Raw genomic sequence first — 24,334 nt, 5'->3', positions numbered from 1 at the left:
GAAATAAAGACGAATCGCAACTCGCGGACAGCACCCTAGGTGCCTTCATGCGTCAGAAATGGACTTTCGTAGACGCCCGCAGAACCAAGCTCACGCTCGATTTCGAGCAGGCGATTGTATTTTGCGAGCCGCTCACTGCGGGACAGTGATCCGGCCTTGATCTGCCCGCCGCCCATCGCGACAGCAAAATCGGAAATGAACGTGTCATCAGTCTCACCTCATCTATGCGAGACCACGTAGCCCCCAGCCAGCATCACGGCACATCTCAACCGCCTTTATCGTTTCGCCGATCGTGCCGACCTGGTTCAGCTTGATCTACAAGGACCTCGGCATCACATCGCTGGCGGAATTGGAGGCCGCCGCGAAGGACGATCGCATCAAGAAGGCCAAGGGATTATAAGCAAAGCCTATCGATTGCGAACAAATTATCGATTGTGAGGCTGCTCCCCTTCGCGAAAGACTGCATGGTTGCGCGGCGCCGTCACGCCGTCGCCGGACATACTATCGGGATGGGGAATGATGGACCGGCTGCGGCCATCCATCTTCACGCCATGCAGGCAATGCAGTCCGCATTCGAGGGGGCTTATCTCACTCCGCGGCGGACAGCCGCGTAACCGGATGCGCGGCGGTCTTGCGCGCTGCGAACCAAGCTTGCCAGGCGTGCAACGCCACGGCGAGCGAGCAAATTCCCCAGAACACCGGATACTCGTAGCCGCCGGTATTCCAAGTCCAGCCGAAACCCTTCACGACCTGAAGCGAGTAGACTGCAATCGCCATCAGCGCGGCGGAGCCGAGCGCCGCAAAACGAGTGCAAATGCCGAGTGTTAGTGCAACGGCAACAGACAGTTCAGCGGTGGCAGCGATGTAGATCTAAACCTCCGGCGGCGACAGGCCTGCAGCTGCGAAGAACTTCACGATTGGCGGATTGAGAACGCCGAAGGCGACGAATTTCCCGGCGGCGTGCGGCAGGTAAAACAGCCCGCAAGCGATCCGAGTGATGTTTTCGATCTTCGTCGGATCGAAGTTCTCAGGTTTGATACGGAAGTCGTCGAGCGATAAGAGCATGGTCGGTCCCCTTGTTCGCTCGTTCATCGCACCAAAGCTCGCAGTTCGAGTTGACGCAGCTCAAGCTGCGTTCTCGTCCCGAGCGCGATTGGCGCTGAGTGGCGGACCGTGGTTACCCCTGAGTAATGCGGTTACTGCCGAGTGATCTTGATCGTTGACAGGCGGATGTCGACCGTTCGCAAGACATCCGGCAGTTGGTCGACCTTGGCTTCAACAACAAGCTCTTTTGAGTCATCGGGCGCAGACGACGGAAGCGGATCTGAAGTGCATCACCATCTGGCAGGACGAGCCGCCAATCGCCGGAGCTCCTCGAGCAGCTTGACTGCGGGAGCTGGCAAGATGCCCTATCTGCGTTTGAAGGCGCTCAGCGTCCTCGTACTCGAGGCGCCCGGAATGTCCAGGAAATTTACGAGGCCAGCGCGCCACTCGGCATCGTAGATCGATTCCGGCGTGTCGTCCGTCCAGGTTCCGGCCCTTCTACCTGCCACGAGAATGACGTAGGAAGTGACAGGAAAAGGACTCGAGATGGCGAAGCTACCCCAGAAAACACCAGCCTTGAAGGGCGTATCCGCCGCCGAACGCGCTTTGGCGGTATTGACGGCGTTCCGTCGGGGCGACGGCGCCTTGAGCCTGGCCGAACTGGCCGAGCGCACAGGTTTGGTCAAGAGCACGATCTTGCGGCTCGCTCTGTCGCTGCAGCAGTATCGGCTGATCGCGCGGCTGCCCGACGGCTCCTATCGCCTCGATGCGGAGACGTTGCGGCTTGGGACGGCCTATCAGCAAGCGTTTCGCCTTTCCGACCACGTCATGCCCGTGCTCGAGCAACTTGCGGCGAAGACCGGTGAGACCACCTCGTTCTATGTTCGAAATGGCGAAGAGCGGCTTTGCCTGTTCCGCGTGGAGAGCACCAACCGTATCAGGATGACCGTGCAGCCGGGCGATACCAGGCCCATGGATAAGTCCGCCATCGCCCGGACGCTGCTGCGCTATGAGGCTGGTCTGCCCGGTCCTGACGATGAACTTCCGCTCTTCACGTCCGGCGTGACCGATCCGCACGCGGCTGCGCTCGCCATGCCGGTGTTCGGCATTGCGGACTCTCTGGTCGGTGCGCTGGCTATTTCCGGTCCGATCAGCCGGCTCACCGAGGCGCGGGCCGAGCAGGTCAAGGGACCGCTGGTCGAGGCGGCGCACAAACTGACCCTGGCATGCGGAGGCGTACCGCCCGGTGCCTCAAAAAGCCCGCGCAAACGGAGCGCCGCTCGCCCGGCAGGCGCTTCTAGTTAAAACGAAACGACGTTTCATTTAATCTTGCTGCTCCGCCGCCGCGGGCTTATAAGCCTCTCCATAACAAGCAATGGGGAGGACGAACGTCGTGGCATCAGCGTCGCTTACGCGAAGGACAGTGATGGCCGGCCTCGCCGTAACCGCGGTTGCGCCGATTGCGGCAGCGCAGGCAGGGGAGGTGCGTTGGTCGAGCGGCTCGGCGAAGCCGCGTTTCGTTGCGCCAGCAGGCGCCACGGATTGCCATTTCCACACCTACGACAAGACCTACCCGGTCATGAAGAGCGCAACCTTGCTGCCCGAGGACGCCTTGCCTGACGACTATCGAGCATTGCAGCGCCGGATCGGCACCACGCGTGGCGTCATCATCCAGCCTTCCACTTATGGAACAGACAACCGGCTGCAGATCGCATCGCGCAACGCACTGGGCGCCGACAATTTTCGCGTGATCACCGTCGTGGCCGAGGACGTCTCGGATCAGGAATTGCGCCAGCTCGACGAGCAGGGTGTCCGCGGCGTTCGTTTCAATCTCGGCTTTCCTGGCGTGCTATCGGTCGGCTCGCTCAAATTGCTGGCGCCGCGGCTGGCCGACCTCGGCTGGCACTGCCAGATCAACATGCGTCCCAAGCAGATCGAGGACAACGCGGACCTGCTCTCGTCGCTGCCCGGGCGGCTCGTGTTCGATCATCTGGCGCAAGTTCCCCAGCCGGATGGTCTGGCAAGCGCGCCGTACAAGGTCATTCGCGGCCTGCTCGATCGTGGCAGGACCTGGGTCAAGCTGTCAGGCCCCTACGTGTCGAGCAAGCTGGGCGCCCCCGACTATGCCGATGCCGGCGCCGTTGCGGCTGCATACGTCAAGGCGGCGCCCGAGCGACTGGTCTGGGGCAGCGATTGGCCGCATCCCTCCGAGAGAGAGAATAAGCCCGACGATGCGCGGCTGTTTGATCTATTCAGCCAGTGGGCCGGGGAGGCTGCATTCAAGCGCATTCTCGTCGATAATCCGGCCGAGCTTTACGGCTTTCCGCGAGCTGTCCAATGACATTCTTCAATCCGCCGCGCCGCATCGAGACGACCGTCTTCACGCGGCTTCCGGACCAATTCCGCAAACCCCGTCGCACATCCTGGGCTGATGCCAACCAGGGCGGCCGCGAGATCGACTCCTTCCTCGAAGGTCCGTCCTTCGATCGGCAGGGACAGCTCTACGTCACGGATATTCCTTATGGCCGCATCTTCCGTGTCAGCGCGGAAGGCGCGTGGGAGCTCGTGACCGAATACGATGGATGGCCGAACGGGCTGAAGATCCACCGCGACGGCCGCATCTTCATCACCGACTACAAGCGCGGCATCATGCTGCTCGATCCCGCAAGCGGCGCAGTGACGCCGTTCCTGGAGACGGCGGCGAGCGAAAGCTTCAAGGGCGTGAACGATCTTGTCTTCGCGCCGTCGGGAAACCTCTATTTCACCGACCAGGGCCAGACCGGGATGCACGATCCGACCGGGCGCGTCTGGAAGCTGACGCCCGATGGCCGGCTGACGTGTCTGATCAACACGATCCCGAGTCCGAACGGCATCGTCGTCAATCAGGAGGAGAGCTTTTTGCTCGTTGCAGTGACGCGCGCCAACCAGATCTGGCGCGTGCCGCTGCCCGCCAGCGGCCTGACGACCAAGGTCGGCATCTTCTCGCATCTGCATGGCGGTCCTGGTGGACCCGACGGGCTGGCGCTGGACAACGGCGGCAATCTGCTAGTCTGCCACACCGGCTTCGGCTCGGTGTGGCGGTTGTCACCTGTAGCCGAGCCGCTTGATCGCATCGTGTCCTGCGCGGGCGCCGGCAACACCAATCTTGCGTTTGGCGGGCCAGAGCGAAAAAGCCTCTTCATCACCGAAAGCCGCACGGCAACGCTGCTCCGCGCCGAACTGGAGACACCGGGTCTGCCGATGTACTCACATGCTGACTAAGCATGATCCGGAACAACGTGAAGCGGGTTTCCGAAAAGATTATGCTCAAACACGTCAGCTCCCGCGGAGACAGGCGAGCAGTGCCTGCGCCGGATGGGGCAGGGTGCGCCCGTCGACGATCTTGACCTGCGATCGGCAAGAATAGCCGGTGGCGAGCAGACGGCCGCTCTGCGCCGATGTTGCGACATGAGCGGCCCAGCTCATCGCGTAGATTTGCTCTGACGTGGCGCGATGCTCGGCCTCGTGGCCGTAAGTTCCCGCCATTCCGCAACAGCCCGAAGGCAGCACGCGCAGCGTCGCGCCCGCTGCCGCGAACGTCGCTTGCCAATCCTTCAGGCTGGACACGGCAAGCGAGCGTTCCGAGCAGTGCGGCAGCAGCAGATATTCCGCGTCCGAGCCGGGCATTCTTGGAAACGAATCGCGGTGACGGGCGAGCCATTCCTGGATCAGCAGCACCGGCGGCGGACGGTCCGCTTCCGGCAGCATGTTGTAGTCTGAGCGATAGGTCAGCGTCATCGATGCGTCGACACCGACCAGCTCGACGCGGGTCGCGGCAAGCTTGCGTAGCATCGCGGCGTTGCGCGATGCGGCGCGGGTGAAGGCGCCGAGAAGGCCGTGCACATGGAGCGGCTTGCCGTTCGGATGGAAGGGCGCGACATACGGCCTGAAGCCAACGGCCTGCATCAGATCGAGCACCGCCAGCACGGTAGGCGTTTCGTACCAGCTCGTGAACGCGTCCTGCACCAGCACCACGCTGCGTGCGCGCTGCCCGGCCGGTAGCGCGGCCAGCTCCGCCGGCGTTGCAATTGCTATCCCGCGCGCCGCCAATTCTCGTTGCAGTGAAACGTCGGAGAATCTTGGCATGTGCACAAGGCCGATCATCCGCATCACCGCGCGACCCGCCGGGTTGTCGAGAAGCAAATTGTACAGCCAGCCGACTTTGCCGAGCGCTGGCAGCATCGCTTCAAGCGAAGCGACCATGTGGTGGCGCAGCGGCCGCAGGTAGCGGCCGTAATAGAGCTCGAGGAATTTTGCCCGGAACGAGGGGACATCGACCTTGATCGGGCATTGCCCGCTGCAAGACTTGCAGGCGAGGCAGCCGTCCATCGAATCCATCACGGCATGTGAGAAGTCGGGCGCACGGGACCACGTATTGCGCAACCGCGCGGGAAAATCCCTCCAAAGCGTCCCGCTGCGAAGGGCGGCAGCTTCGGCGACGGGGTCGACACCGCGCACGGCCAGTTGGCGCAGCCATTCGCGGGTGAGCGAGGCGCGTCCTTTCGGCGAATGCCGGCGATCGCGCGTCGCCTTGTAGGACGGACACATCGCCTCGTCGGCGTCCCAGGTGAAGCATGCGCCATTGCCATTGCAGTGGAGGGCCTCGTCATAGGCGGCGCGCACGGAGCGGGGGATAGTCCGGTCGAGCTGGCCGCGCGTCGTGAGCCCATCGATTGCAAGCAGCTTTCCATCCTCGGGCGCGGCGATCTTGCCTGGATTGAGCTGATTGTGCGGGTCGAATGTGGCCTTGATCGATTGCAGGGTCGGGTAGAGCGGGCCAAAAAAGCGCGGTGAGAATTCGGAGCGAACGCCCTTGCCGTGCTCACCCCACAGCAGGCCGCCATATTTCTTGGTGATCCGGACCACGTCTTCGGTAATCTCGCGGATCAGCACCTCCTGTGCCGGATCCTTCATGTCGATCGCGGGACGTACGTGCAGCACGCCGGCATCGACGTGGCCGAACATGCCGTAAGTGAGGTTGCGGGCGTCTAGTGCAGCGCGGAATTCGGCGATGTAGTCGGCGAGGTGTTCCGGCGGAACGGCGGTGTCCTCAACAAAGGGAATCGGCCGCTTGTCGCCCTGCATGTTGCCGAGCAGGCCGACCGATTTTTTTCGCATGTCCCAGATCGCGCCGACATCGGCTTCACCCCGCGCCACAGTAAAGCCACGACGGCCGTGCGATGGCCTAGCGGACGTAAGCGCCCCGGTGACCTTGCGCACGGACGTCTCGACCTCGGCCTCGATGTCGCCGACGAATTCGACGAGGTTCACACCCGTAGCGCGCTGTCCGTCGTCTTCGGGAAAGTATTGCCGGACCGACTCCCAGATCACATCGCCCTGGGCGAGGCCCAGCACCTTGGAATCCACGGTCTCGATCGAGGCGGCGCCGAACCGGATCAACTCCTGCGCATCGCGCAGGGCGGCGTCGAAGCTGTCATAGCGCACATTGACCAGCGCGCTGTGCTTTGGGATCGGCACCACATTGAGCTTGGCTTCAGCGATCAGCGCCAGTGTGCCTTCGCTGCCGCACAGGATTGAGTTGAGGTTGAAGCGCCCGCGGTCATCGCGGATATGCGCGAGGTCGTAGCCGGTCAGGCACCGGTTCAGCTTCGGGAAGTGAGCCGCGATCAGCTCCGCCTGCTCGCGCTGGATCGCATCGACCAACCGGTGAACCGCGCCGACGCGATCGCTGCGCTGCTTGATGTGCTGCAGTTCCTCGTCGTCCATCGCGCGCGAGGTCCAGACCGTGCCGTCCAGCAGCACGGTCGTCAGTTCCAGCACGTGATCGCGCGTCTTGCCATAGAGGCAGGAACCCTGACCGCTGGCGTCGGTGCTGATCATGCCGCCGATCGTGGCGCGATTGGACGTGGAGAGCTCCGGCGGAAAGAACAGGCCGTGTTCGGCGAGCGCAGCATTGAGCTGATCCTTCACGACGCCGGCCTGCACCCGCACCCAGCGCTCCCTGGGATTGATTTCGAGGATGCGGTTCATGTGGCGCGAGACGTCCACCACCAGGCCTTCGGTCAGCGATTGGCCGTTGGTGCCGGTTCCGCCACCGCGCGGCGCGAACACGATATCCTCAAAGCGCTCTTCCGCTGTGACGCGCGCGAGGCGCACCAGATCGTCGACGCTGCGCGGAAAGGCGATGACTTGCGGAAGCAGCTGGTAGATCGAGTTGTCCGTCGCCGAGACGATCCGATCGGCATAGGCCGGCGTCAGATCGCCCTGAAACCCGCGCAGACGAATCTCGGCGAGAAGCTCGGCATGCAGCGGAGCAGGGGCCGGCATATCGGAAACGCGTAGCAGCATGGTGTCTCCCCAAGCCTGCCGAATGTCGTAACCGACGGCCGGCGCTCCGTTTTTCGAGTGGAGCGCGCCTGATGGACGGGACGCAAGCGCTTTCGTGCGCGCTTTTGCAAATGAAACACCGTTTCAAAATTAATTGCAACGGCGTTCTGTTTTGGCTATCAGGCGCCATGGCCGGGGTACAACGGCCGACCCGGAGGAACCCATGGCAACGACATCCGCCGCCTCGGCCGGCGCAGGCTTCACCCCCGAGGAGGAGCGTATCCTCTCGAAGGTGATGTGGCGGATCGTCCCCTTCCTGCTGCTCTGCTACATCGTTGCCTATCTTGATCGGGTGAACGTCGGCGTTGCGAGCCTGACGATGAATCAGGATCTCGGCATCTCGCCGTCCGAATTCGGCTGGAGCGCCGGCCTGTTCTTCCTCGGTTACTTCCTGGCCGAAGTTCCCAGTAATCTTGCGCTGCAGGCGGTCGGTGCGCGCAGATGGATCGCCCGCATCCTGATCACCTGGGGTTTGCTGTCGGCCGCCACTGCTTTCGCCGTCGGTCCAGTAAGCTTCGGCGCGATGCGCTTTCTGCTCGGCCTCGGCGAGGCCGGGTTCACGCCCGGCGTATTTCTCTACTTCACCTACTGGTTCCCGGTCCGCATCCGCGGCCGCGCGACCGCAGCGTTCCTGCTCGGCATTCCCATCGCGAATATCCTTGGCGCGCCGCTCTCAAGCTCGCTGCTCGCTTTGAATGGCGTCGCCGGCCTGCATGGCTGGCAGTGGCTGCTCATCCTCGAAGGTTTGCCCGCCAGCATCCTCGGCTTCGTCTGCCTGTTCACGCTGACCGACAAGCCTGAGCAGGCCAAATGGCTGAGCAGCGAAGAACGAACCTGGCTGACCAAGACGCTGGCCAGCGAGCGTCAGGCCATCGCAGCCAAGCATTCGTCCTCGCTGAAAGATGCTTTCACGAATTGGCGGGTGCTGGTTTGCGCGGTCGTCAACTTCTGCGCCATCATCGGCTCGGTCGGCCTCGGCCTGTGGATGCCGCAAATCCTTAAAGGGTTCGGCTTTTCAGTCGTGGCCGTCGGCTTCCTGGCCGCGATCCCCTATGTCTGCGGCGCCATCACAATGATGCTGTGGGCGCGCTTGTCCGATAGGGGCGGCGAACGGAGCTGGTTCGTCGCGTCAGCGCTGCTGGTCGGTGCCGCATCGCTGATCGTGTGCGGCTATGCGACCTCGTCGGCGCTGATGTCGATCATCGCGCTCTGCGGCGCCGTCATCGGGATCATGTGTTACCAGTCGACGATCTGGCCGATCCCGTCGAGTTTCCTGACCGGCAGCGCCGCCGCCGGCGGGCTGGCACTGATCGTTTCGATAGGAAATCTCGGCGGCTTCGTCGGCCCTTATCTGATCGGCGAAATCAGGCAAGCGACCGGCAGCTTCTCCTGGGCGCTGATCTCAGTTGCCGCGTTCCTCATCCTCGCTGCCATCCTCATCCGGATCGTCGGCGTCAGCCTGCAGGGGCGCGCATCCGCCCTGCCGAAAACCGCGCGCGCGTGACCCGCAACACATCGAAGGAGAACACAATGAGCCAGAAACAACAATTCCGTCTCGGCCTGGTCGGATATGGCGAGATCGGCAGCACGCTCGGCAAGGGGCTGCGCGGGGCCGGCCTGCAGCAGATCTTCTGTTACGACAAATACGCCTTTGACGGCCCTTATGCCGATTTGATCCAGAGCCGGGCCAGGGCCGCCGGCGTGACGCTGGTCAAGTCCAACAAAGGGCTGGCCGATGCGGCCGAGCTGATCTTCAGCGTAACGCCGGGCTCCGCATCGCTGCAAAGCGCGGACGCCTTCGCGCCCGTGCTCGACGGCCGTCACACCTTTCTCGACTTTGCATCGGCCACGCCGAAGGTGAAGTACGGCGTCGCGGAACGTCTGGCCAAGACCGACGCCACGCTCGGCGACGGCTCGATCATGGGCACGCCGAAGAACGGCTACTCGATGCACATGATGTCGAGCGGTCCAGCTGGGCAACGCGTCGTCGATCTGCTGGTGCCCTGGGGCATGAGCATCGAATACGCGGGCGAGAAGCTCGGCACGGCGTCAGGCATCAAGATCCTCCGTTCCGTGCTGGTCAAGGGCATCGAAGCGCTGATCGACGAGACGTTGTTGGCGGCGCGTGCCTACGGCCTCGACGAGACCGTGCTGGCGTCCGCATCGAAGACGTTGACGCGGCCATTCATGGATACCGTGGAAAGTCTCACGCCCTCCGGCGTCATTCACGCCAAACGCCGCGCCGAGGAGGTCGAGATGGCTGCCGAGGCCGTGGCGGACGCAGGGATCGAGCCGCTGATGGCAAACGCAACGGCGGCGCGGTTGCGTTGGAAGAACAGCCTGGGCCTGAAGGATCACTTCAACGGCGTCGTGCCGGAAAACTACAAAATCGCGATTGACGCGGTCGTGGCGAAGATGACCACCAAGACGAAGGCGGCCGAATAACAACGCGACACAGGGAGGGAGACAGACGTGACCACCGTTCGGACAGACCTCGACCAGATCGAAAAGACAACGATGCGCCGCGTGCTGCTGCGGCTCGTTCCGTTCCTGATGATCTGCTACTTCTTCGCGCTGCTCGATCGCGTGAACGTTGGCTTCGCTGCGTTGCAGATGAACAATGATCTGGGTCTGACGCCGGCGATGTTCGGCTTCGCCGCCAGTCTCTTCTTCGTCTCCTACTTTCTGGTCGAAGTGCCGAGTAACCTGGCTCTGCAGAGGGTCGGCGCCCGGCGTTGGATCGCCCGCATCATGATCACCTGGGGGCTGGTGACCATGTGCATGGCGTTCGTCGTCGGGCCGTACTCGCTCTATGCGATGCGATTCCTCCTGGGCGCTGCGGAGGCCGGCTTCTTTCCGGGGGCCATCCTGTACCTGACCTACTGGTTGCCATCGCAGTATCGCGCGCGCATCCTGGCGACGTTCACGGTGTCGATCCCGCTCGCGACCTTCCTAGGTTCGCCGCTCTCGGTCGGCCTGCTCGAGCTCGACGGCGCGCTCGGCTTGCGCGGCTGGCAGTGGCTCTTTATCCTGGAGGGCGTGCCCACGGTTCTGCTGGGCCTCGCGTGCCTGTTCGTGCTGACCGATAAGCCGGCGCAGGCATCCTGGCTGACCAACGAGCAGCGCGCATGGTTGACCGGGCGCATGGAGGCTGATGCGGCCGCGCGCCGGCCCGTCGGGCATCTCTCGCTCTGGCAACTCGCCACCAACAAGTACTTTCTGGTAATGGCGCTGGTGTGCTCGGGTGCGTCCGCAACGGGAAGTGTGCTGTCGGTCTGGCAACCGCAGCTTCTGAAATCGTTCGGACTCTCGAACCTTCAGACTGGCTTCGTCAACGCGATTCCCTACGGCATCGCGACCGTAGTCATGGTCCTGTGGGGACGCCACTCCGACAAGACGGGTGAGCGCCGCTGGCACACGGCACTGACGCTTCTGCTTGCGGCCGGCGGTTTCACGGCCTTGGGCCTGACGGGCACCGCCGTCGTCCCGACGGTCGTCATGGTCACTTGCTGTCTGGTGGGCGCCTATGCCTTCAAGGGGCCGTTCTGGGCGCTTTCGGCGAGTTGGCTCTCGACCAGTACCCTCGCGGCCGGCCTCGCCGGCATCAATGCGATCTCCAACCTGATCGGCGGCGGCCTGATGGTGAACGTGGTCGGTTTGGTCAAACAATCGACGGGCAGCTTTGTGCTCGGGATGTTGCCGGTGGCGCTGCTCTGTGCGGTGGCCGCGGTTTGCGTCCTCGTGCTGGGTCGGAGTGCCGCGCGTGCGGCTGAAATGGTCGCGGTGAAGCCATGAGCGCATGCACATCGATCACACGCCGTGGCGTCATCGCCGGCATGCTCGCCTGTAGCACCGGCGCTTGGGCGGCGGGGATCGAGCAAGTCGTACCAAACAGTACCGGCTCTGCCGCGCCGAAACTCGATGTACCGACGAACGCATGCGACTGCCACCATCACATCTATGACGGGCGATTTCCCGTATCGCCGCATTGGCGGCAGGGCTTTCCACCCGGTGCGACCGTGGCGGACTATCGCTTGCTACAGCGGCGGCTCGGCACGACCCGGAGCGTGGTGGTGCAGCCGTCGACCTACGGGATCGACAATCGGTGTCTCGTCGATGCGCTGAGCCAGCTCGGAGCTGCCTCGCGCGGCGTCGCCGTCGTTGATACCGAGGTGAAAGACCTGGAACTGCGTGCGCTGAACGATGCCGGCGTTCGCGCCATCCGCGTCAATTTCATCTCGCCGCAGACATGGGGGACGACGACGCAGGAGATGCTGAACACGCTGGCGAAGCGCATCAATCCGCTCGGCTGGCATGTCCAGATCCTGATGACGGGCGAACAGATAGCGACGCACGAAGCTGTCATCCGGGCACTGCCCGCCAGGGTGGTGATCGATCATCTCGGACGTATCCCGCAGCCCGACGGCGTACGTCATCCAGCGTTCGCGGCTGTGCGACGCATGCTGGACGAGGGCCGGACCTGGGTGAAGGTCACTGGACCCTATGAGGACAGCAAGCTCGGGCCACCCTATGCGGATTCCAGCGAAGTTGCGCGGGCCTATGTGCAGGCGGCACCGCAGCGCATCCTGTGGGGTACCGACTGGCCGCATCCGACACAGCGCGACAGCAAGCCTGATGATGCGCTGCTGGTCGACCTGTTGGCCGACTGGGCGCCGGACGAGAGGACCCGTCGGCGCATCCTGGTTGAAAATCCCGTCGAGCTGTTCGGCTTCTAACATCATTCAATTAGCCAAGAGGGCATCATGTCTGCAGGGTTCAGAATTCTGAAGCGGCATCGGAAAGTCGACGCCGGTACGGTGGAGCGCTTTGCGCGTCTGCCCGTGGCAAATGTAAGCGATAGCATGTCGCGCATGACGGGCGGGGGCGCGCGGCTGCGCCCCATGCATCGCGCTGGCGGGCTCGCGGGCCCGGCCTTGACGGTGAAAGCGCCGCCCGGCGACAATCTGATGGTTCACAAGGCGATCGCCCTTGCCGAGGTCGGCGACATCATCGTGGTCGATGCCGGCGGTGATCTCACCAACGCCATCACCGGCGAGATGATGCTGATGCAGATGATCAAGCGCGGCGTCGCCGGCCTGATCATCAACGGCGCGATCCGCGATGCCGGCTACATCCGAAGCCAGGACTTTCCAGTCTTCGCGGCCGGCATCACGCACCGTGGTCCGTACAAGAACGGCCCCGGCGAAATCAATGTCTCGATCGCGATCGACGGCATGGTCATCGAGCCCGGCGACCTCGTCATCGGCGACGACGACGGATTGCTCTGCGTGCCGTTCGATCAAACCGATGCGGTGTTCAAGGCGGCGATCGCGAAGTTCGAAGCGGAGCAGAAGCAGATCGCCAACATCCAGGCCGGCATGCACGACCCGTCTTGGGTCGACAAGCAGCTCCGCGATTTGAAATGCGAAGGGCTCGACTGAAGCTGCTCGCGTCATCGCCTGAGCAGACCAATCTGGCGAGCCGCCGCCCTTACCGTCCCGGACCTTTTCACAGCAATCGCCAGAGCTGCCGTTCGGTGCGGAATGCTCTCTGGTAAACTCGGACCGTAGCTTGGTCGCTGCTCGATCGAGCAAAGCGCTGGCGGGCCGAGGGCTATCCACGCGAAATCGACTGACTGAATGCCGGCACGCACGACGGGTGCTCAAACGCTTACGCAGAACGGCCGACCGCGGCGTACGGGGGCGTATCGATCGCGACAGTCCCGCCGTCTTTCACCATGCCTCGATCACCGCGACGGTGTCGTCAGCAAGTGAGGAGCATGGGCGCAATCAGGCTGGGTTGCCGCTGCAACTGAGTTCGCCATGAACCTGGTGCGCTCGAAGACGCGACGTCTCGCCGACCGCGAGTGGGTCAGGTAGCTGCGATGGGCACACTTGGACTGGCGCAACCATTATCGCCCTGCCGCCGCCTGCCCGGACGCAGGATCTTCGACCGGCTCCACAACGAACATCATGACCACGAGGGCGATAAAGGACGAGGCGGCCAGGAAGAGGAAGACAGAATCCCAGCTATATGCGTCGAGGATCACGCCGGTCAGGAACGGGAACAAGGCGCCGCCAGCCTGGCCACCGGTGTTTACGACGGAGACCGCGAGGGGATAAGCCTCCTTGGTGGTCAGCCCTGCCGGATAGACCGTGAACGATGAATATCCCAAATTGAGTAGTAGCCCCGCCATGAAAAGTACTCCTCCGAGAAGGAGCGGATCGCTCGGCGCATGAATGAGGGCGTACATCATGAACACGCTGGACAGAGCCGTGATGACGATGGTGGGCTTGCGGCGCTTGTCGAACACGAGGTCGGAGAGCAGACCGCCAAGTAGGTTTCCGAGCACCCCACCCACGAAAGGAGCCGCTGCCACGAAGCCTACGTTCAGAATCGAGAATTTCTTCACAGTCGTCAGATAGGTCGGAAGCCAAGCGAGAATGACATTGATGATGCCCGTCATCATCAAATATCCGATGGCCAGTCCCCAGATATTGGGGGAGCGGAAGGTCTCCGAGACTGTGGCGATTGGTCGGACTGTCCTGGCACGGACGAGCCTGTCCAGCCAACCGAACTTACGCCTCCCGTCCCCAGACGCAAAGGGAATTTCGCCGGCCTCATCCGAAGTGGCCGGCGGCGAGGCGGATTGGATGTGCCCAACTTCCGCGCTCGACGTAAAGCGACTTTGCGCCGGATCGTTGGTGACGAGGAAGTACCAAAGTACAGAGAATATGATGCCGGGAACAGCGCAAATAAAAAAGATATATTGCCAGCCCAGGGAGGCGATCACGACGGCACCGATCGGAGGCACCAAGACCGGTCCGAACTTTGCAGCCGAAAGAAAAATGCCGACCGCTGTTCCTTTTTCTTTTGGCGGAAACCAGTGGTTCATGGTCGCGAGCATCGCGACAGGCAGCGGAGCCTCAGCCAGACCGAGCGCCAGCCGGTTGAGTTTCATGTGCAGAGCCGACGTCGCGGTGCCCAGTAGACCCGTAAAAGCCGACGTCAAAATCATGAAGAGCGGGAAGATCATCCGCACGCCGAAGCGCTTCACCACGAACCCGGCCGGAATCTGGGCGACGGAATAGCCGATGAAGAAGAGGCTGACGATCGCACCGGCCTCGGTGTTCGTCATGTTGAATTCGCTCTTCACGAACGGCAGCACGATGCCGATGTTCGCGCGGTCTGCGGCGGCCATCGTGTAAACGAAGAAGATCAGAGTCATCACGACCCATCGATAGTTCGATTTTGCAGGAGCCTTGTTCTCGGCGTCTGCCCGCAGCACTTGCGACATCGTCGGACCTTCCTTTTGTCGACCTTCATCCCTGTCATCGTGAATCTTCAGGACCATGCGATCCCGTCGCCGACGAGCGGCTCAGAACCCGTAGAGGGCCGTTGCATTGTCCACGAGCGCCTTGCGAAGCCGGACTTCATCGCCCAGGCATGATACGAGGAACTCGGCGAGGGGCCCGGGAGCCGGCGGATTGTCGGCTTCAGTCACGTGCGGCCAATCAGAGCCCCATAGAACGCGATCTTCGTTCGTGTCGGCGAAAAGCTGCGCGATCGCGACGGCATCGTCGTAGTACGGTGCCCTGGATCTCGTGTTGAGGTAAGGAGCCGAGAGCTTGATCCAGGTCCGTCCGCTATCGAGAAGGCGCAGCAACGTATCAAGGCCTGTGCGGGCGGGATCGCCGGGGTTAACCCGTCCGCAATGGTCGATGACGAGTGGCACCGGCAAATCGCTGAGCATCGCCTCGTGCCGCACGAGTTCGCTCGCCTTCATGTGCAACTGGAGGTGCCATCCGAGGTGTGCGATTGCCTGTGCGACCTTCGGCATCATATCCATGGTGGTGCTGCCGACCTGGACCTGATTGAACCGAACGCCCCGTGCACCTTGCACATGCAGTCCGCAAATCTGGTCATACGCGAGACGATCGTTGATTACCACCACCGCGCGGTAGCCGGAGCCTAGCGCAGCGACGGCGCCCAGCGTGTGCCGGTTGTCCGTACCGTAGAGAGACGGCTGCACCACGATGCCGCGCGTTGTGCCCCTCTCGGCCGCAAACACGCGATACTGGTCCACGGATGCGGTCATGTTGCTGACGACTGCATTCGGCACGGTGGGAAAGGCTGCGTCCATAATGTGGAAGTGGCAATCGGCCGCGCCGGCAAAACTGGCCATGATACGTGCTTTCGGGCTTTCCTTCATTGAGGCTTCAGCGTCCGAACACGTGTAGCAGCGCGAGCGAGAAGATCGGGAACGCCGCTACGGACATGATGCCCAGGAGGAGAGCGAGGATGTAGGGGGCGATTGCCTTCGAGGCGTCCTCCACGCTCGTACCCATGACAGAGCAGGCCACGTAAAAGCCGATCCCAAGCGGCGGCATGAAGATGCCGACACCCATCGAGAGCAGGAGCACCATCGCGTAGTGAACACCGTCGATGCCGAGCTGGGTCGCCATCGGGTACAGGATCGGGCCGAGAATGATGAGCGCGGGCAGCCCTTCGAGGAGGGAGCCCACGATGACCAGGATGACGATGGACCCGGCGAGGAAGAAATAGCGGTTGTCGCCGACCGCATGGAGCATCGAGGCCAGGTATTGCGGCAGATTTCCCGCTGCCATGATCCACGCAAATGAGCCGGCCGCTGCAATGATGAAGAGGACCATTCCAGACATCACCGCGCATTCGGTCGCGACCGTCACGAAGGTCCGCCAGCCGATGGAGCGATAAACCAGCATGCAGAGTAGGATGCCGTACAGGACGGCTACGGACGAAACTTCGGTGGGTGTCGCCACGCCGAATTTGATGCCAACGACGAGAATGGCGGGCATCATCAACGGGAGCACGGCTCCGCGGGCCGATTGGCCGATCTCCTTGCGCGTGGCTTGCCGAACACTCGCCGTCGGATTGCGCACCGACATGACATACACAAGTATCATCAGGATCACGGCCAGGACCGCGGCCGGAAGAAGCCCGGCGATGAACATCGCGCCAATCGAAACCGGAACGACCGACCCGAGGACCAGCATGGCAATGCTGGGGGGAATCGTCTCCGACATCGCCGCGGAGGCTGACAGGACGGCCGCTCCATCCTTCAGGCGGTAACCTTTGCGTTCGAGTTCTTCCCGCATGACCGATCCGACCGCTACCACGTCTGCGATCTTCGATCCGGAGACTCCGGAAACGAGATAGGTGGTCATTACGACAACCTGCAGCAGGCCGCCGCGGAAGTGACCGACCAGCGCCATTGCGAGCGCCACGAGCCGCCGGCTAATGCCGCCTTTTTCCATGACCATTCCGGCCCAGATGAAGAACGGCAGTGTGAGAAGGATGAAATGGCCCGAGCCGTCGATGGTGTTCTGGGCAATAGCGACAATGGGGGCGAGATCGGTCGCGAGCAGGAACAGGATCGATCCGGCGAGCATCGAGAACGAGACTGGCAAGCCGAAGAGGATTGCCCCGAAGAAAAAGAGCAGCATCAACACGAGACCGGATCCGGTCCCCAGCTGCATCCCGGGCACAACGCGCATGGTCGACAGGAGCGCTCCGACCACGCCGAGAACGACGCAGCCGTGGAGGATCGGGAGCACCCTGTGGACTTTCAGGAGACGTTCGACAGCGAAAAGGCCCACGAGGACCATCCCGGCAATGAACGGCACGACCGTGAGACCGAGGTTCCACTGCAACATTGGCATGATCGACTGCGCGTTGATCTCGAGCAGGTCGATCGCAGCGAGGAACGAGACTACCGCAACGACGAGAATGGTAACGTCGATGGTTGCCAAGGCTGCGCGCCGGGCGGCGAGTGGTAGCATGTCAGTCACGAGCGCTACGGCTGTGTGGTGGTGGCCGCGATAGGCCAGGGCGCCGCCGACGAACGCAATCGTCAGAAGGGCGAGGCGCGAGACCTCCTCGGCCCACAGGAACGAGTGACCGCTCAGCCCTCTTTGGGCGACCTCCACCAAGATGAGCCCGAGTTCGCCGACCAATACGGAGAACAGCCCCACGCGCGCCGCTGTGTCGATCGCGGACATCATTTGACCGTACCCGCGCACGAGCGCACCGCGCTCTGGCGGAAGATCGACCGGCGGCCTCAACCCGAGATGAACCTCGTCGGCCAACTCAATGGCGCTCGCTTCCGACATGGGTTGCCCCTCAACCGGCCTGACTCATGACGGCGTCCATCAACTCCGCTCCGATAGTCGGACGGAACTGGTCGTAAACGGGCTGCAGGGCCGCGCGGTAGGCCGTGCGGTCGGCGCCCTGGATCTTGATCCCCTGCTTGACAAACCGCGCCTCGGTGTCCTCGCTGGCTTTAGCGATGGTGGCACGCGCATCCGCCGTCATGTCGTGCGCCGCCTCGCGTATGGCCTGCTGGTACTTCGTGGCAAGGCCGTCGAGCTTGCGCTTGCTCGCCATCATCACGCCCGGGTTATAGACGTGGTTAGTCTTCGTGATGACTTTGATGACCTCATCGTGCTTCGATGCAGCCATTGAAATCATGGGCGTTTCGATGGCTTCGATGGCACCTTGGGAGAGCGCAAGGTACACCTCGGAGAGGTCAACCTGGACGGGGTTGGCGCCGAGCGTATTGAACATCGCTGCGTAGATCGCGCCGGGCTGAACGCGGATTTTCATTCCTTTCGCTTCGGAAGGCGTCGCCACGGCGCGACCTGTCGTCGATGTCACGCGCCAGCCGAAATGGGCATATGAAAGGCCATAGATGCCCTTTGCGGGCAGCTCCTCCAGCAACTTGGGGCCGATCTGCCCGTCAAGCATGCGCTCCGCCGACGCCGCATCTTTGAACAGGAACGGGAGGTCGACGACCATGAACTTCGGGTAGAGCGTCTGGATGAAGCCCGACGTGTGACAGCAAAGGTCGACGATGCCGGTCTGCATGCCGGTCAACATGTTGACCTGCGACCCAAGTTGTCCGGTCGTATAGACTTGAATCTCGACGCCCCCATCTGTCTTTTCCTTGACCTTGTCGGCGAAGCGCAGCGCAACTCCCATGAACGGGTGCGACGGCGTGTCGGGATAGACCATCTTCAATGTGTGCTGTGCCGCCCTCGCGAAATTCGAACGGACGATAAGCGGCGCGGACAACCCGGCTGCGAGCAAATGGCGTCTCGATAGCGTCATGATGTATCTCTCCCTGGATTTGAACTCTTGTTGTTTTGGACGGGCCGGCCCTGCCGGCCGGCGTTCAATGTGGCGGCAGCCTCGCAAGCATGGCGTCAATTGCCGCCTTGTGGTCGGCGGGCTCGACGCCCTGAAAATGCTCCTTGAGCCCCAGTCCCTGCTTCCAACGAAGGCGGGCGACGATAGCGCGCGCCATAACGGGTTCGATACCTGCGTCCGCGACCGCTTCGGCCGACATCTCCAGTTCCTCAGCGCGGCGTTTCGCGTGGATCACGCCCGATGGGATCAGACTCTCGACGGTGTCCATCCAAGGCCGCGCTAACGTCTTGCAGGCCGAAGCCAGCACCACGTCGTCCACACCGTAATGGCGGGCGGCCAGCATCATCTCGTCGGTCAGCGCCTCGATCCCCTTGAGCAAGACGGAGCGCAAGATCTTGATCCCCGACGCCCGCCCCAGTTCGCTCCCTACGAACGTGATGTTCATGCCCCAGGGATTGAGCAGGTCACGGACGCGCTCGCCGGCTGGCCCGCTCGACAAGATAGGCATTGCGTAGCCGTTCTTGGGCGTCCCCTCGATGGACGCATCCCCAAGCAGCGCTCCACTTGATGCGAGAGTATCAGCGACCGAGACCTTGATCTTCGGCGTGGCCGACGCGAAGTCGACGAAGGTATGTTGCGCCCCCAGGCAGCCCACGAAGGCCGCAACACTTTCAAGCGAAGCCGATCCGGGCGTCACGCTGATGATAAGGTCCGCCGACTCGCTGAGTTCACGATTCGACCGGACGAGCGTAACGCCGGCTTCGGCGGCGCGGCGCTGGATCAGGGAGGCAAACGGGCCATCGAACGCATACTTGTCGTAGGCATGAACGACTTGAAGCCCGGCATGACGCAGACCCGCCCCGAGCGTGCTGCCGATCTCACCATATCCCACGAGGCCAAGCCTGACTTGAACCTTGTCCAACAGATTATCCTCCTCGATCTAAAATCTTCTAAGGCGCTACTTCGCGTACGCTCCCTTGTACGTGCCATCGCGGACGCTCCTCAGAATCGCATCTTCCTTGGCCTCCTGCTCTTTGACGGAGCGGATGAGATCCTCGGCCATTGAGGGTGGGAATGCGACGACGCCATCTTCGTCACCGACGACGATGTCGCCGGGTTGCACGACCATGCCGCCGATCGAGACCGCTACATTCGTCTGGCCAGGCCCATTCTTGTAGGGACCACGATGAATCGCGGCGCGTGCAAAAACGGGAAAATCCGAACGCCCGAGCGCCCCAGCGTCACGGATCGCACCATCGACCACGATGCCAGCCGCACCACGACGTGCCGCGATTTCGGCAATGATCTCGCCAACCAGAGCGCGGCTCGTATCGCCCCCGCCGTCGATCACGAGGACGTCCCCCCGGCGAAACAATTCGAGGGCCTGATGAATAGCGCGATTGTCGCCGGCGGCAGTTCTGATCGTGAAAGCGAGGCCGACCATGGATCCGCCTCGGTGAAAGGGTCGCAACCCCGTGGCGCCCGGCATGCGCTCAAGATTGTCGCTGATAACCGCAGTCGCCACGTCCTTGAATATCAGCGCCGGATGAAGCCCGCTCACGTTCTTCAGTTCGGCCATGCTGTCCTCCCCCTCTTGTTTTGCTGTCTAAAAACAAAAAAAATACAAATATGTCAATTCTTCTCGTGATACAGCGGAATTATTTAGAAGATAGTACAATATTTGTACAATCCGCAGCAATCCCATTGCCTTACGAATTCCCCTGGGACTAAGCTCCGAGTTCTGCTTTAGGGGTAAGGCAATGGCGGGTGGACAGGACCGGGCTTACAGCGTTCTACGATTGAGGGTTGTCGGCGGTCATTACCCGCCCGGTTTCCACCTTCGAGAAGAACCGCTGGCGAGAGAGCTGGGTCTCAGCCGCACGCCGGTGCGGGCAGCCCTTAGAAGGCTGGTTGAGGACGGACTCGCGACGACGGACGCCGGCCAAGGCATTCATGTAACGGAATGGAGCGAGGCCGACATTGAGGAGACGTTCCGCCTCCGCATCCTGCTCGAAGCGCACGCCACCGAACGTGCAGTGGCGCGAGGTGACGAGGAGCTTACCAAGCGCTTGGAGGCAAGCAACCAGATCATGGCAGCTGCCATCGCAAAAGGCGACGATGAGTCGATCTCGGTCATTCAAGCGACCAACAGGGAGTTTCATCGCACCCTACTGGAGTTCGCCGGCTCGCCTCGGCTCCGTGCGATCCTAGAGCCAATGATCGACATGCCAATCGTGGTGCGGTCGTTTTTTCTGTACTCACCGGCAGAACTCGCTCAGAGCCTTCACCATCACGAGGACATCACGATCGCAGCACGCCTACGCGATGGACAGCTCGGGCGACGCGCGATGCAGCTCCATCTTACGATGTCATACGCCCGGGTCCTTCAGCACCGCGAGAATTGGCGCGAGCAACGCCCAAACGCCTCCTCTGATACTCAGTGAGGGAGCGAGCACCTCTGCCACGGCGTACCTACCGTACCGTGTGTTGTTTGCTTTTTTGGTTCCTTAGCTCTTCACCGCTCATAGCTGGTAGGATCCGAGCTGTCGGACGGGTGCTCGAACCTTACGCAGAATTGGCCAAGGGAGTCGGGACTACGGCAACTTCTAACAGCGTCTGATAACGAGTTTCGATTTCGATCGCATAACGGGTCTGTTCTAAGATGGAGGCATCGTCGGCAATCCCGTAGCCGATCTGCTGCATGGACTTCCGGCGCGCTTCGGGTACCAAGCGTTGGGTCGTCGAGATATCAGAGGACGGAGCCTGCTCCTGATGGACAAGCATGAACAACTCGAACCGAATGTGAGCGGCGAGCTATAAAGGTAGCCGTTGTTAGTTGCTCGATGACGTTTGGTAAGCGCTCCACCCGTGTTCCTCGTTGTCGGTCCGCCGGCGAGACGTAGTCGTCGGCCACCGCAGGTAATTCGCTAACCGCCCTAAACGAGAACCTCCTGCGCGCCTCCTTTGATCGGCATCGCCGTCTTGGGATGGGGCCATTGGTCGATCCGATCAACCAATGCTGCATGAGCTTCGTGCGCGAGCCGAAAAGCGCGAGCGATCCGTACGCCCATGTCGAAGTTCGGTCGCGCGGCGTGGCAATCGAGGTCGATCAGATCTGCTTGGGGATGGCGCCCGCACCATCGTTCCTGCGGGCCAACTGCTCGATTCCATCGTTCGGAATAGCAAAATTCGCATCGATCGTTAAATTTTCCCGATGCCAACAAAAATACCAACAAATTGGACAGCTGGAGCTAACTATTTACCGGTGTTTTCAGCGAGATCCGAAATTTTCCCAAAGATATGGAATCGAACTAGGGGGGGTGATTAAGCTCTTGTTTATATTGATGTTTTCGACATGGTACCCCTGGCCAACAATCGCCCATTGTTGTAAGTAATTGAATTCAAAATCGTTTTCGTGGGGAAATTGCAGCCGATACCAACACAAATACCAACAACGTGACGCTTGGTTGTAGCGCGCAAAAATAAAAGAGCAGGCAGGGACGGTAACCATCGCGGCGAATAGCGAGCACCGTCGGTTCCGGCGCCTGCACTTCCTGCCATGTTCGGCGGTTGGCGGCGTGATCGCTTAGCTCACCGCGATAGACGCGTCGCGCCTCGCAGTCTCGGCCGCCGATGAGAAGCGCGACGTCATGGGCCCAGGATCTTCTACGCCAGATTTCGATTTTCTGCGATCTCGTGCGGGCGGCAGTAGCGCTCCGCCTCGAAACCGGCGCTCATGAGAATTTTGGCCAGTTGTTTCCGCGCGTAGAAGATGCGGCTCTTGGCGGTTGCCTGCGGGATGCCGAGTGGCGGCTCCTCTCTCGGCGCGTTGCGTGAGATGCTGCACCTGTCTCGTGTCAGGGTTGGCCGACAAATCGCAAGTTCGGCTACCATGGGAAGCTACGATAGCCGTTGGTTACCGGGCGCAATGGTCCGCCAGGTATCGACCACGATGGTGGCGTTGGCGGGCAGGTCTTCTTTGGTCGCTGTTCGGATCATGGTCATGGGCGACGTCGATATCGATCAATGATCGGGTCGTCCGAGCGGTGTAGCGCTCCGGCGGAGACACCTGATCTCGTGTGGTATGCATGCTATCCCGACATTGGAGCAGTCAATCGTCCCATCGTGGTGGCGGGCGCAAGCGCGGCAGCCATCCGTCCATGAATCGCAAGTTTCTCCTGGACCTTGAAACACGCCCGGGAGTGGCGAGGATTCTTCGGCCACCCGGTCGCGGCGCGCTAAGTCGTGCGAATGGGACGCAGATCGAATGCCGTTCACGACCAACAATGTGAGCGCCAGTGGGACAATGAGGTGTCGCAATGGCCTAGGCACGATTGCACTCCTTGTCTGCGCATCGGTCTCTCGGCGAGCGCCTTGGATCGTCAGGCCCGTGGGAGATTCTGCATCGAAGAGCCATGCCTTCGTCGGCCTGCACGGGTGCTGCCACGGCCAACACAGCGCCGGCAAGCAAGAACCTGGATCGCACCATGGGCGACACTCCCTCGATGAATGCGCGGTGAACCGAGCTGCCCTCATGGCCAACCGTGCCGAACGGCCAGCACGGTCAGCACGGAAAGTGCGATATTCCCGAGCGCGTGGGTGATCATCGCGGCGATGGTGCTGCCGCTGCGCCAACGCACGAAGCCGAAGATCAAGCCGAAGATGAAGGGGCTGATCAGCGCTCCCAGGACGACTTGGCCGCCCTGGATGTAGTAGTGATAGTGGACCGCAGCGAAGAACAGCGCGCTGACGAGCAGGGAACCGCCATGGCCGAGCCGCGAAGCGGCAAGGCCACGCCAGAGGAATCCGCGATAGGCCGTCTCTTCGACCAGCGGCGCAAAGATCGCCGCAGGCCAGTACTTCAACACGTACCACCAGGGCCACATGCCGGGGGCGATCATCGCCTGGTAGTCTTCGACCGGAAGGTTGTTTCTGAGGCTACCGGTCGCCAGATACGGTATGCCGCGCAAAACGATTTCGGCTACCAGAAACGTTCCGACCGCGAGCGCAACAGCGGCGCCGTGTGGCCTGCGCAAATTGCAATACGTGGCAAATGACTCGCGCGCGATCCGCACCGCGACGAGCAGCACGATCAATGGCGTGACCCACGAGAGCGTGATGCGAGCACTCGCGGCAGCGGCGCGCGGTCGAGGCCGAGATCGACCAGCGCGCGGATGACTTCGGCCGCCGCCACCCAGAACAGCGACGTCCAGGCACCCCACGGACGGAAACCGGCGTCCCCTGCGGCGAGCGCCATTCCAGACCGATCGGCCGGCGCGCCGCTTTCTTTCCCGAAGTGAATGATTTCCTCGCACTCCGACACTCGATGCTCCAGCTCAGCACGCCGTTGAACCCGCGCAGGCGGCAATACTGCGCGCGCCGCTGGTCCCATGGTCACGGCCCATTCCGCCGCCATGCAGGCAGATTCGTGCAAGCCCGCGCTGTCGTCCTTGTGCCGGTCATGAAGCGTGCTGAAACGTCATGAATCTCGACCTCGATCGCACCGCATCGGGAATGACGACCATGCAAACCAGACCGGGCGAGCGGGTGTTACGCGCGCGCCGATCGTTCGGGCCGCGGAGCGCTTGAGACCTCGCCTGCCGGCTGTCACCCGAACAGCATGCCGCGTATGGTCGGGCCAGGCCTTGGGACGAATCTTAATTGTCATGAATCGCGGCACGATGGTTCTGTATCCGGCTGCGCGGAAGGCGAGAAG

22 protein-coding genes and 1 pseudogene are annotated in these 24,334 nt (G+C 62.0%); 9 read left to right on the top strand and 14 right to left on the bottom strand.

The features are described 5' to 3' along the window. Positions 1 to 35: 35 nt before the first annotated feature. From FNJ47_RS54610 to FNJ47_RS50970, 4 genes and pseudogenes are all read right to left on the bottom strand, one after another. Positions 36 to 206, bottom strand: a pseudogene (locus FNJ47_RS54610) (hypothetical protein); the annotation flags it as partial. A gap of 16 nt (positions 207 to 222) precedes the next feature. After that, entirely contained in the window at positions 223 to 291 is a 69-nt protein-coding gene (locus FNJ47_RS54605) for a hypothetical protein (protein WP_430649347.1), read from the bottom strand. A 297-nt stretch (positions 292 to 588) separates the two neighbouring features. Continuing rightward, on the bottom strand, positions 589 to 864 hold the full coding sequence (locus tag FNJ47_RS50980; RefSeq protein ID WP_347341601.1) for a DoxX family protein: 276 nt from the start codon (positions 862 to 864) through the stop codon (positions 589 to 591). Between the two features lie 6 nt (positions 865 to 870). Then, positions 871 to 1,065 (bottom strand): hypothetical protein, encoded by a 195-nt coding sequence (locus FNJ47_RS50970; protein WP_235999342.1) that lies wholly within the window; start codon positions 1,063 to 1,065, stop codon positions 871 to 873. A gap of 525 nt (positions 1,066 to 1,590) precedes the next feature. Between FNJ47_RS50970 and FNJ47_RS02460 the strand changes: the two genes are divergently transcribed. The 3 genes from FNJ47_RS02460 (at position 1,591) to FNJ47_RS02450 (ending at position 4,305) form a co-directional block, all read left to right on the top strand. Next, positions 1,591 to 2,349, top strand: a complete 759-nt coding sequence (locus FNJ47_RS02460) for an IclR family transcriptional regulator (protein ID WP_163150290.1) — start codon at positions 1,591 to 1,593, stop codon at positions 2,347 to 2,349. 121 nt (positions 2,350 to 2,470) lie between these two features. Further along, positions 2,471 to 3,385: an amidohydrolase family protein gene (locus tag FNJ47_RS02455; protein WP_235999341.1), complete on the top strand. Its 915-nt coding sequence runs from the start codon at positions 2,471 to 2,473 to the stop codon at positions 3,383 to 3,385. Beyond that, on the top strand, positions 3,382 to 4,305 hold the full coding sequence (locus FNJ47_RS02450; protein WP_163150286.1) for an SMP-30/gluconolactonase/LRE family protein: 924 nt from the start codon (positions 3,382 to 3,384) through the stop codon (positions 4,303 to 4,305). The genes FNJ47_RS02455 and FNJ47_RS02450 overlap by 4 nt, the downstream gene beginning before the upstream one ends. Positions 4,306 to 4,359: 54 nt before the next feature. On the opposite strand, the gene ydiJ is transcribed toward FNJ47_RS02450, so the two are convergent. Then, positions 4,360 to 7,392 (bottom strand): D-2-hydroxyglutarate dehydrogenase YdiJ, encoded by a 3,033-nt coding sequence (gene ydiJ, locus FNJ47_RS02445; RefSeq protein WP_163150284.1) that lies wholly within the window; start codon positions 7,390 to 7,392, stop codon positions 4,360 to 4,362. Positions 7,393 to 7,594: 202 nt separating this feature from the next. Between ydiJ and FNJ47_RS02440 the strand changes: the two genes are divergently transcribed. From FNJ47_RS02440 to FNJ47_RS02420, 5 genes are read left to right on the top strand one after another with little or no spacing between them, the layout of a single operon-like run. Beyond that, positions 7,595 to 8,935 carry an MFS transporter gene (locus tag FNJ47_RS02440; RefSeq protein ID WP_163150282.1) on the top strand — a complete coding sequence of 447 codons (1,341 nt, stop codon included), beginning with the start codon at positions 7,595 to 7,597 and terminating at the stop codon, positions 8,933 to 8,935. Between the two features lie 26 nt (positions 8,936 to 8,961). Then, positions 8,962 to 9,876 (top strand): NAD(P)-dependent oxidoreductase, encoded by a 915-nt coding sequence (locus FNJ47_RS02435; protein WP_163150280.1) that lies wholly within the window; start codon positions 8,962 to 8,964, stop codon positions 9,874 to 9,876. 27 nt (positions 9,877 to 9,903) lie between these two features. Continuing rightward, positions 9,904 to 11,226 (top strand): MFS transporter, encoded by a 1,323-nt coding sequence (locus tag FNJ47_RS02430; RefSeq protein ID WP_347341600.1) that lies wholly within the window; start codon positions 9,904 to 9,906, stop codon positions 11,224 to 11,226. Further along, on the top strand, positions 11,223 to 12,167 hold the full coding sequence (locus tag FNJ47_RS02425; protein ID WP_165445494.1) for an amidohydrolase family protein: 945 nt from the start codon (positions 11,223 to 11,225) through the stop codon (positions 12,165 to 12,167). The genes FNJ47_RS02430 and FNJ47_RS02425 overlap by 4 nt, the downstream gene beginning before the upstream one ends. 27 nt (positions 12,168 to 12,194) lie before the next feature. Continuing rightward, positions 12,195 to 12,872, top strand: coding sequence for an RraA family protein (locus tag FNJ47_RS02420; RefSeq protein ID WP_163150278.1), 678 nt, complete (start codon positions 12,195 to 12,197; stop codon positions 12,870 to 12,872). Between the two features lie 470 nt (positions 12,873 to 13,342). Here the strand turns inward: FNJ47_RS02420 and FNJ47_RS02415 are convergent, their stop codons facing one another. The 6 genes from FNJ47_RS02415 to FNJ47_RS02390 form a co-directional block, all read right to left on the bottom strand. Then, positions 13,343 to 14,785, bottom strand: coding sequence for an MFS transporter (locus FNJ47_RS02415; RefSeq protein ID WP_235999339.1), 1,443 nt, complete (start codon positions 14,783 to 14,785; stop codon positions 13,343 to 13,345). 24 nt (positions 14,786 to 14,809) lie between these two features. Continuing rightward, complete coding sequence (locus tag FNJ47_RS02410) at positions 14,810 to 15,643, bottom strand: amidohydrolase family protein (RefSeq protein ID WP_163150275.1); 834 nt, start codon at positions 15,641 to 15,643, stop codon at positions 14,810 to 14,812. Positions 15,644 to 15,650: 7 nt separating this feature from the next. After that, positions 15,651 to 17,582, bottom strand: a complete 1,932-nt coding sequence (locus FNJ47_RS02405; RefSeq protein ID WP_163150274.1) for a TRAP transporter large permease — start codon at positions 17,580 to 17,582, stop codon at positions 15,651 to 15,653. Between the two features lie 10 nt (positions 17,583 to 17,592). After that, a complete protein-coding gene (locus tag FNJ47_RS02400; RefSeq protein WP_163150272.1) occupies positions 17,593 to 18,579 on the bottom strand; it encodes a TRAP transporter substrate-binding protein in 987 nt (328 codons plus the stop codon). Positions 18,580 to 18,643: 64 nt separating this feature from the next. Continuing rightward, positions 18,644 to 19,543 (bottom strand): DUF1932 domain-containing protein, encoded by a 900-nt coding sequence (locus FNJ47_RS02395; protein ID WP_163150344.1) that lies wholly within the window; start codon positions 19,541 to 19,543, stop codon positions 18,644 to 18,646. Positions 19,544 to 19,576: 33 nt separating this feature from the next. Continuing rightward, the gene (locus tag FNJ47_RS02390) at positions 19,577 to 20,197 is read right to left on the bottom strand and encodes an RraA family protein (RefSeq protein ID WP_163150270.1); all 621 of its coding nucleotides are present in this window, start codon (positions 20,195 to 20,197) and stop codon (positions 19,577 to 19,579) included. A gap of 181 nt (positions 20,198 to 20,378) precedes the next feature. On the opposite strand from FNJ47_RS02390, the gene FNJ47_RS02385 reads away from it, so the two are divergent. After that, complete coding sequence (locus FNJ47_RS02385) at positions 20,379 to 21,062, top strand: GntR family transcriptional regulator (RefSeq protein ID WP_163150268.1); 684 nt, start codon at positions 20,379 to 20,381, stop codon at positions 21,060 to 21,062. 121 nt (positions 21,063 to 21,183) lie between these two features. Here the strand turns inward: FNJ47_RS02385 and FNJ47_RS02380 are convergent, their stop codons facing one another. From FNJ47_RS02380 to FNJ47_RS02370, 3 genes are all read right to left on the bottom strand, one after another. Next, positions 21,184 to 21,402, bottom strand: a complete 219-nt coding sequence (locus FNJ47_RS02380; protein ID WP_163150266.1) for a hypothetical protein — start codon at positions 21,400 to 21,402, stop codon at positions 21,184 to 21,186. Between the two features lie 1,748 nt (positions 21,403 to 23,150). Beyond that, complete coding sequence (locus tag FNJ47_RS02375; protein ID WP_163150264.1) at positions 23,151 to 23,708, bottom strand: CPBP family glutamic-type intramembrane protease; 558 nt, start codon at positions 23,706 to 23,708, stop codon at positions 23,151 to 23,153. Between the two features lie 2 nt (positions 23,709 to 23,710). Next, a complete protein-coding gene (locus FNJ47_RS02370; protein ID WP_163150262.1) occupies positions 23,711 to 23,941 on the bottom strand; it encodes a hypothetical protein in 231 nt (76 codons plus the stop codon). Positions 23,942 to 24,334 lie beyond the last annotated feature (393 nt).

The organism is Bradyrhizobium uaiense (assembly GCF_010811875.1).
In the GTDB taxonomy this organism is placed as follows: Bacteria; Pseudomonadota; Alphaproteobacteria; order Rhizobiales; family Xanthobacteraceae; genus Bradyrhizobium; species Bradyrhizobium uaiense.
Note: the sequence above shows the minus strand (reverse complement) of the source record. Positions and strands in the feature narration are given on the sequence as shown.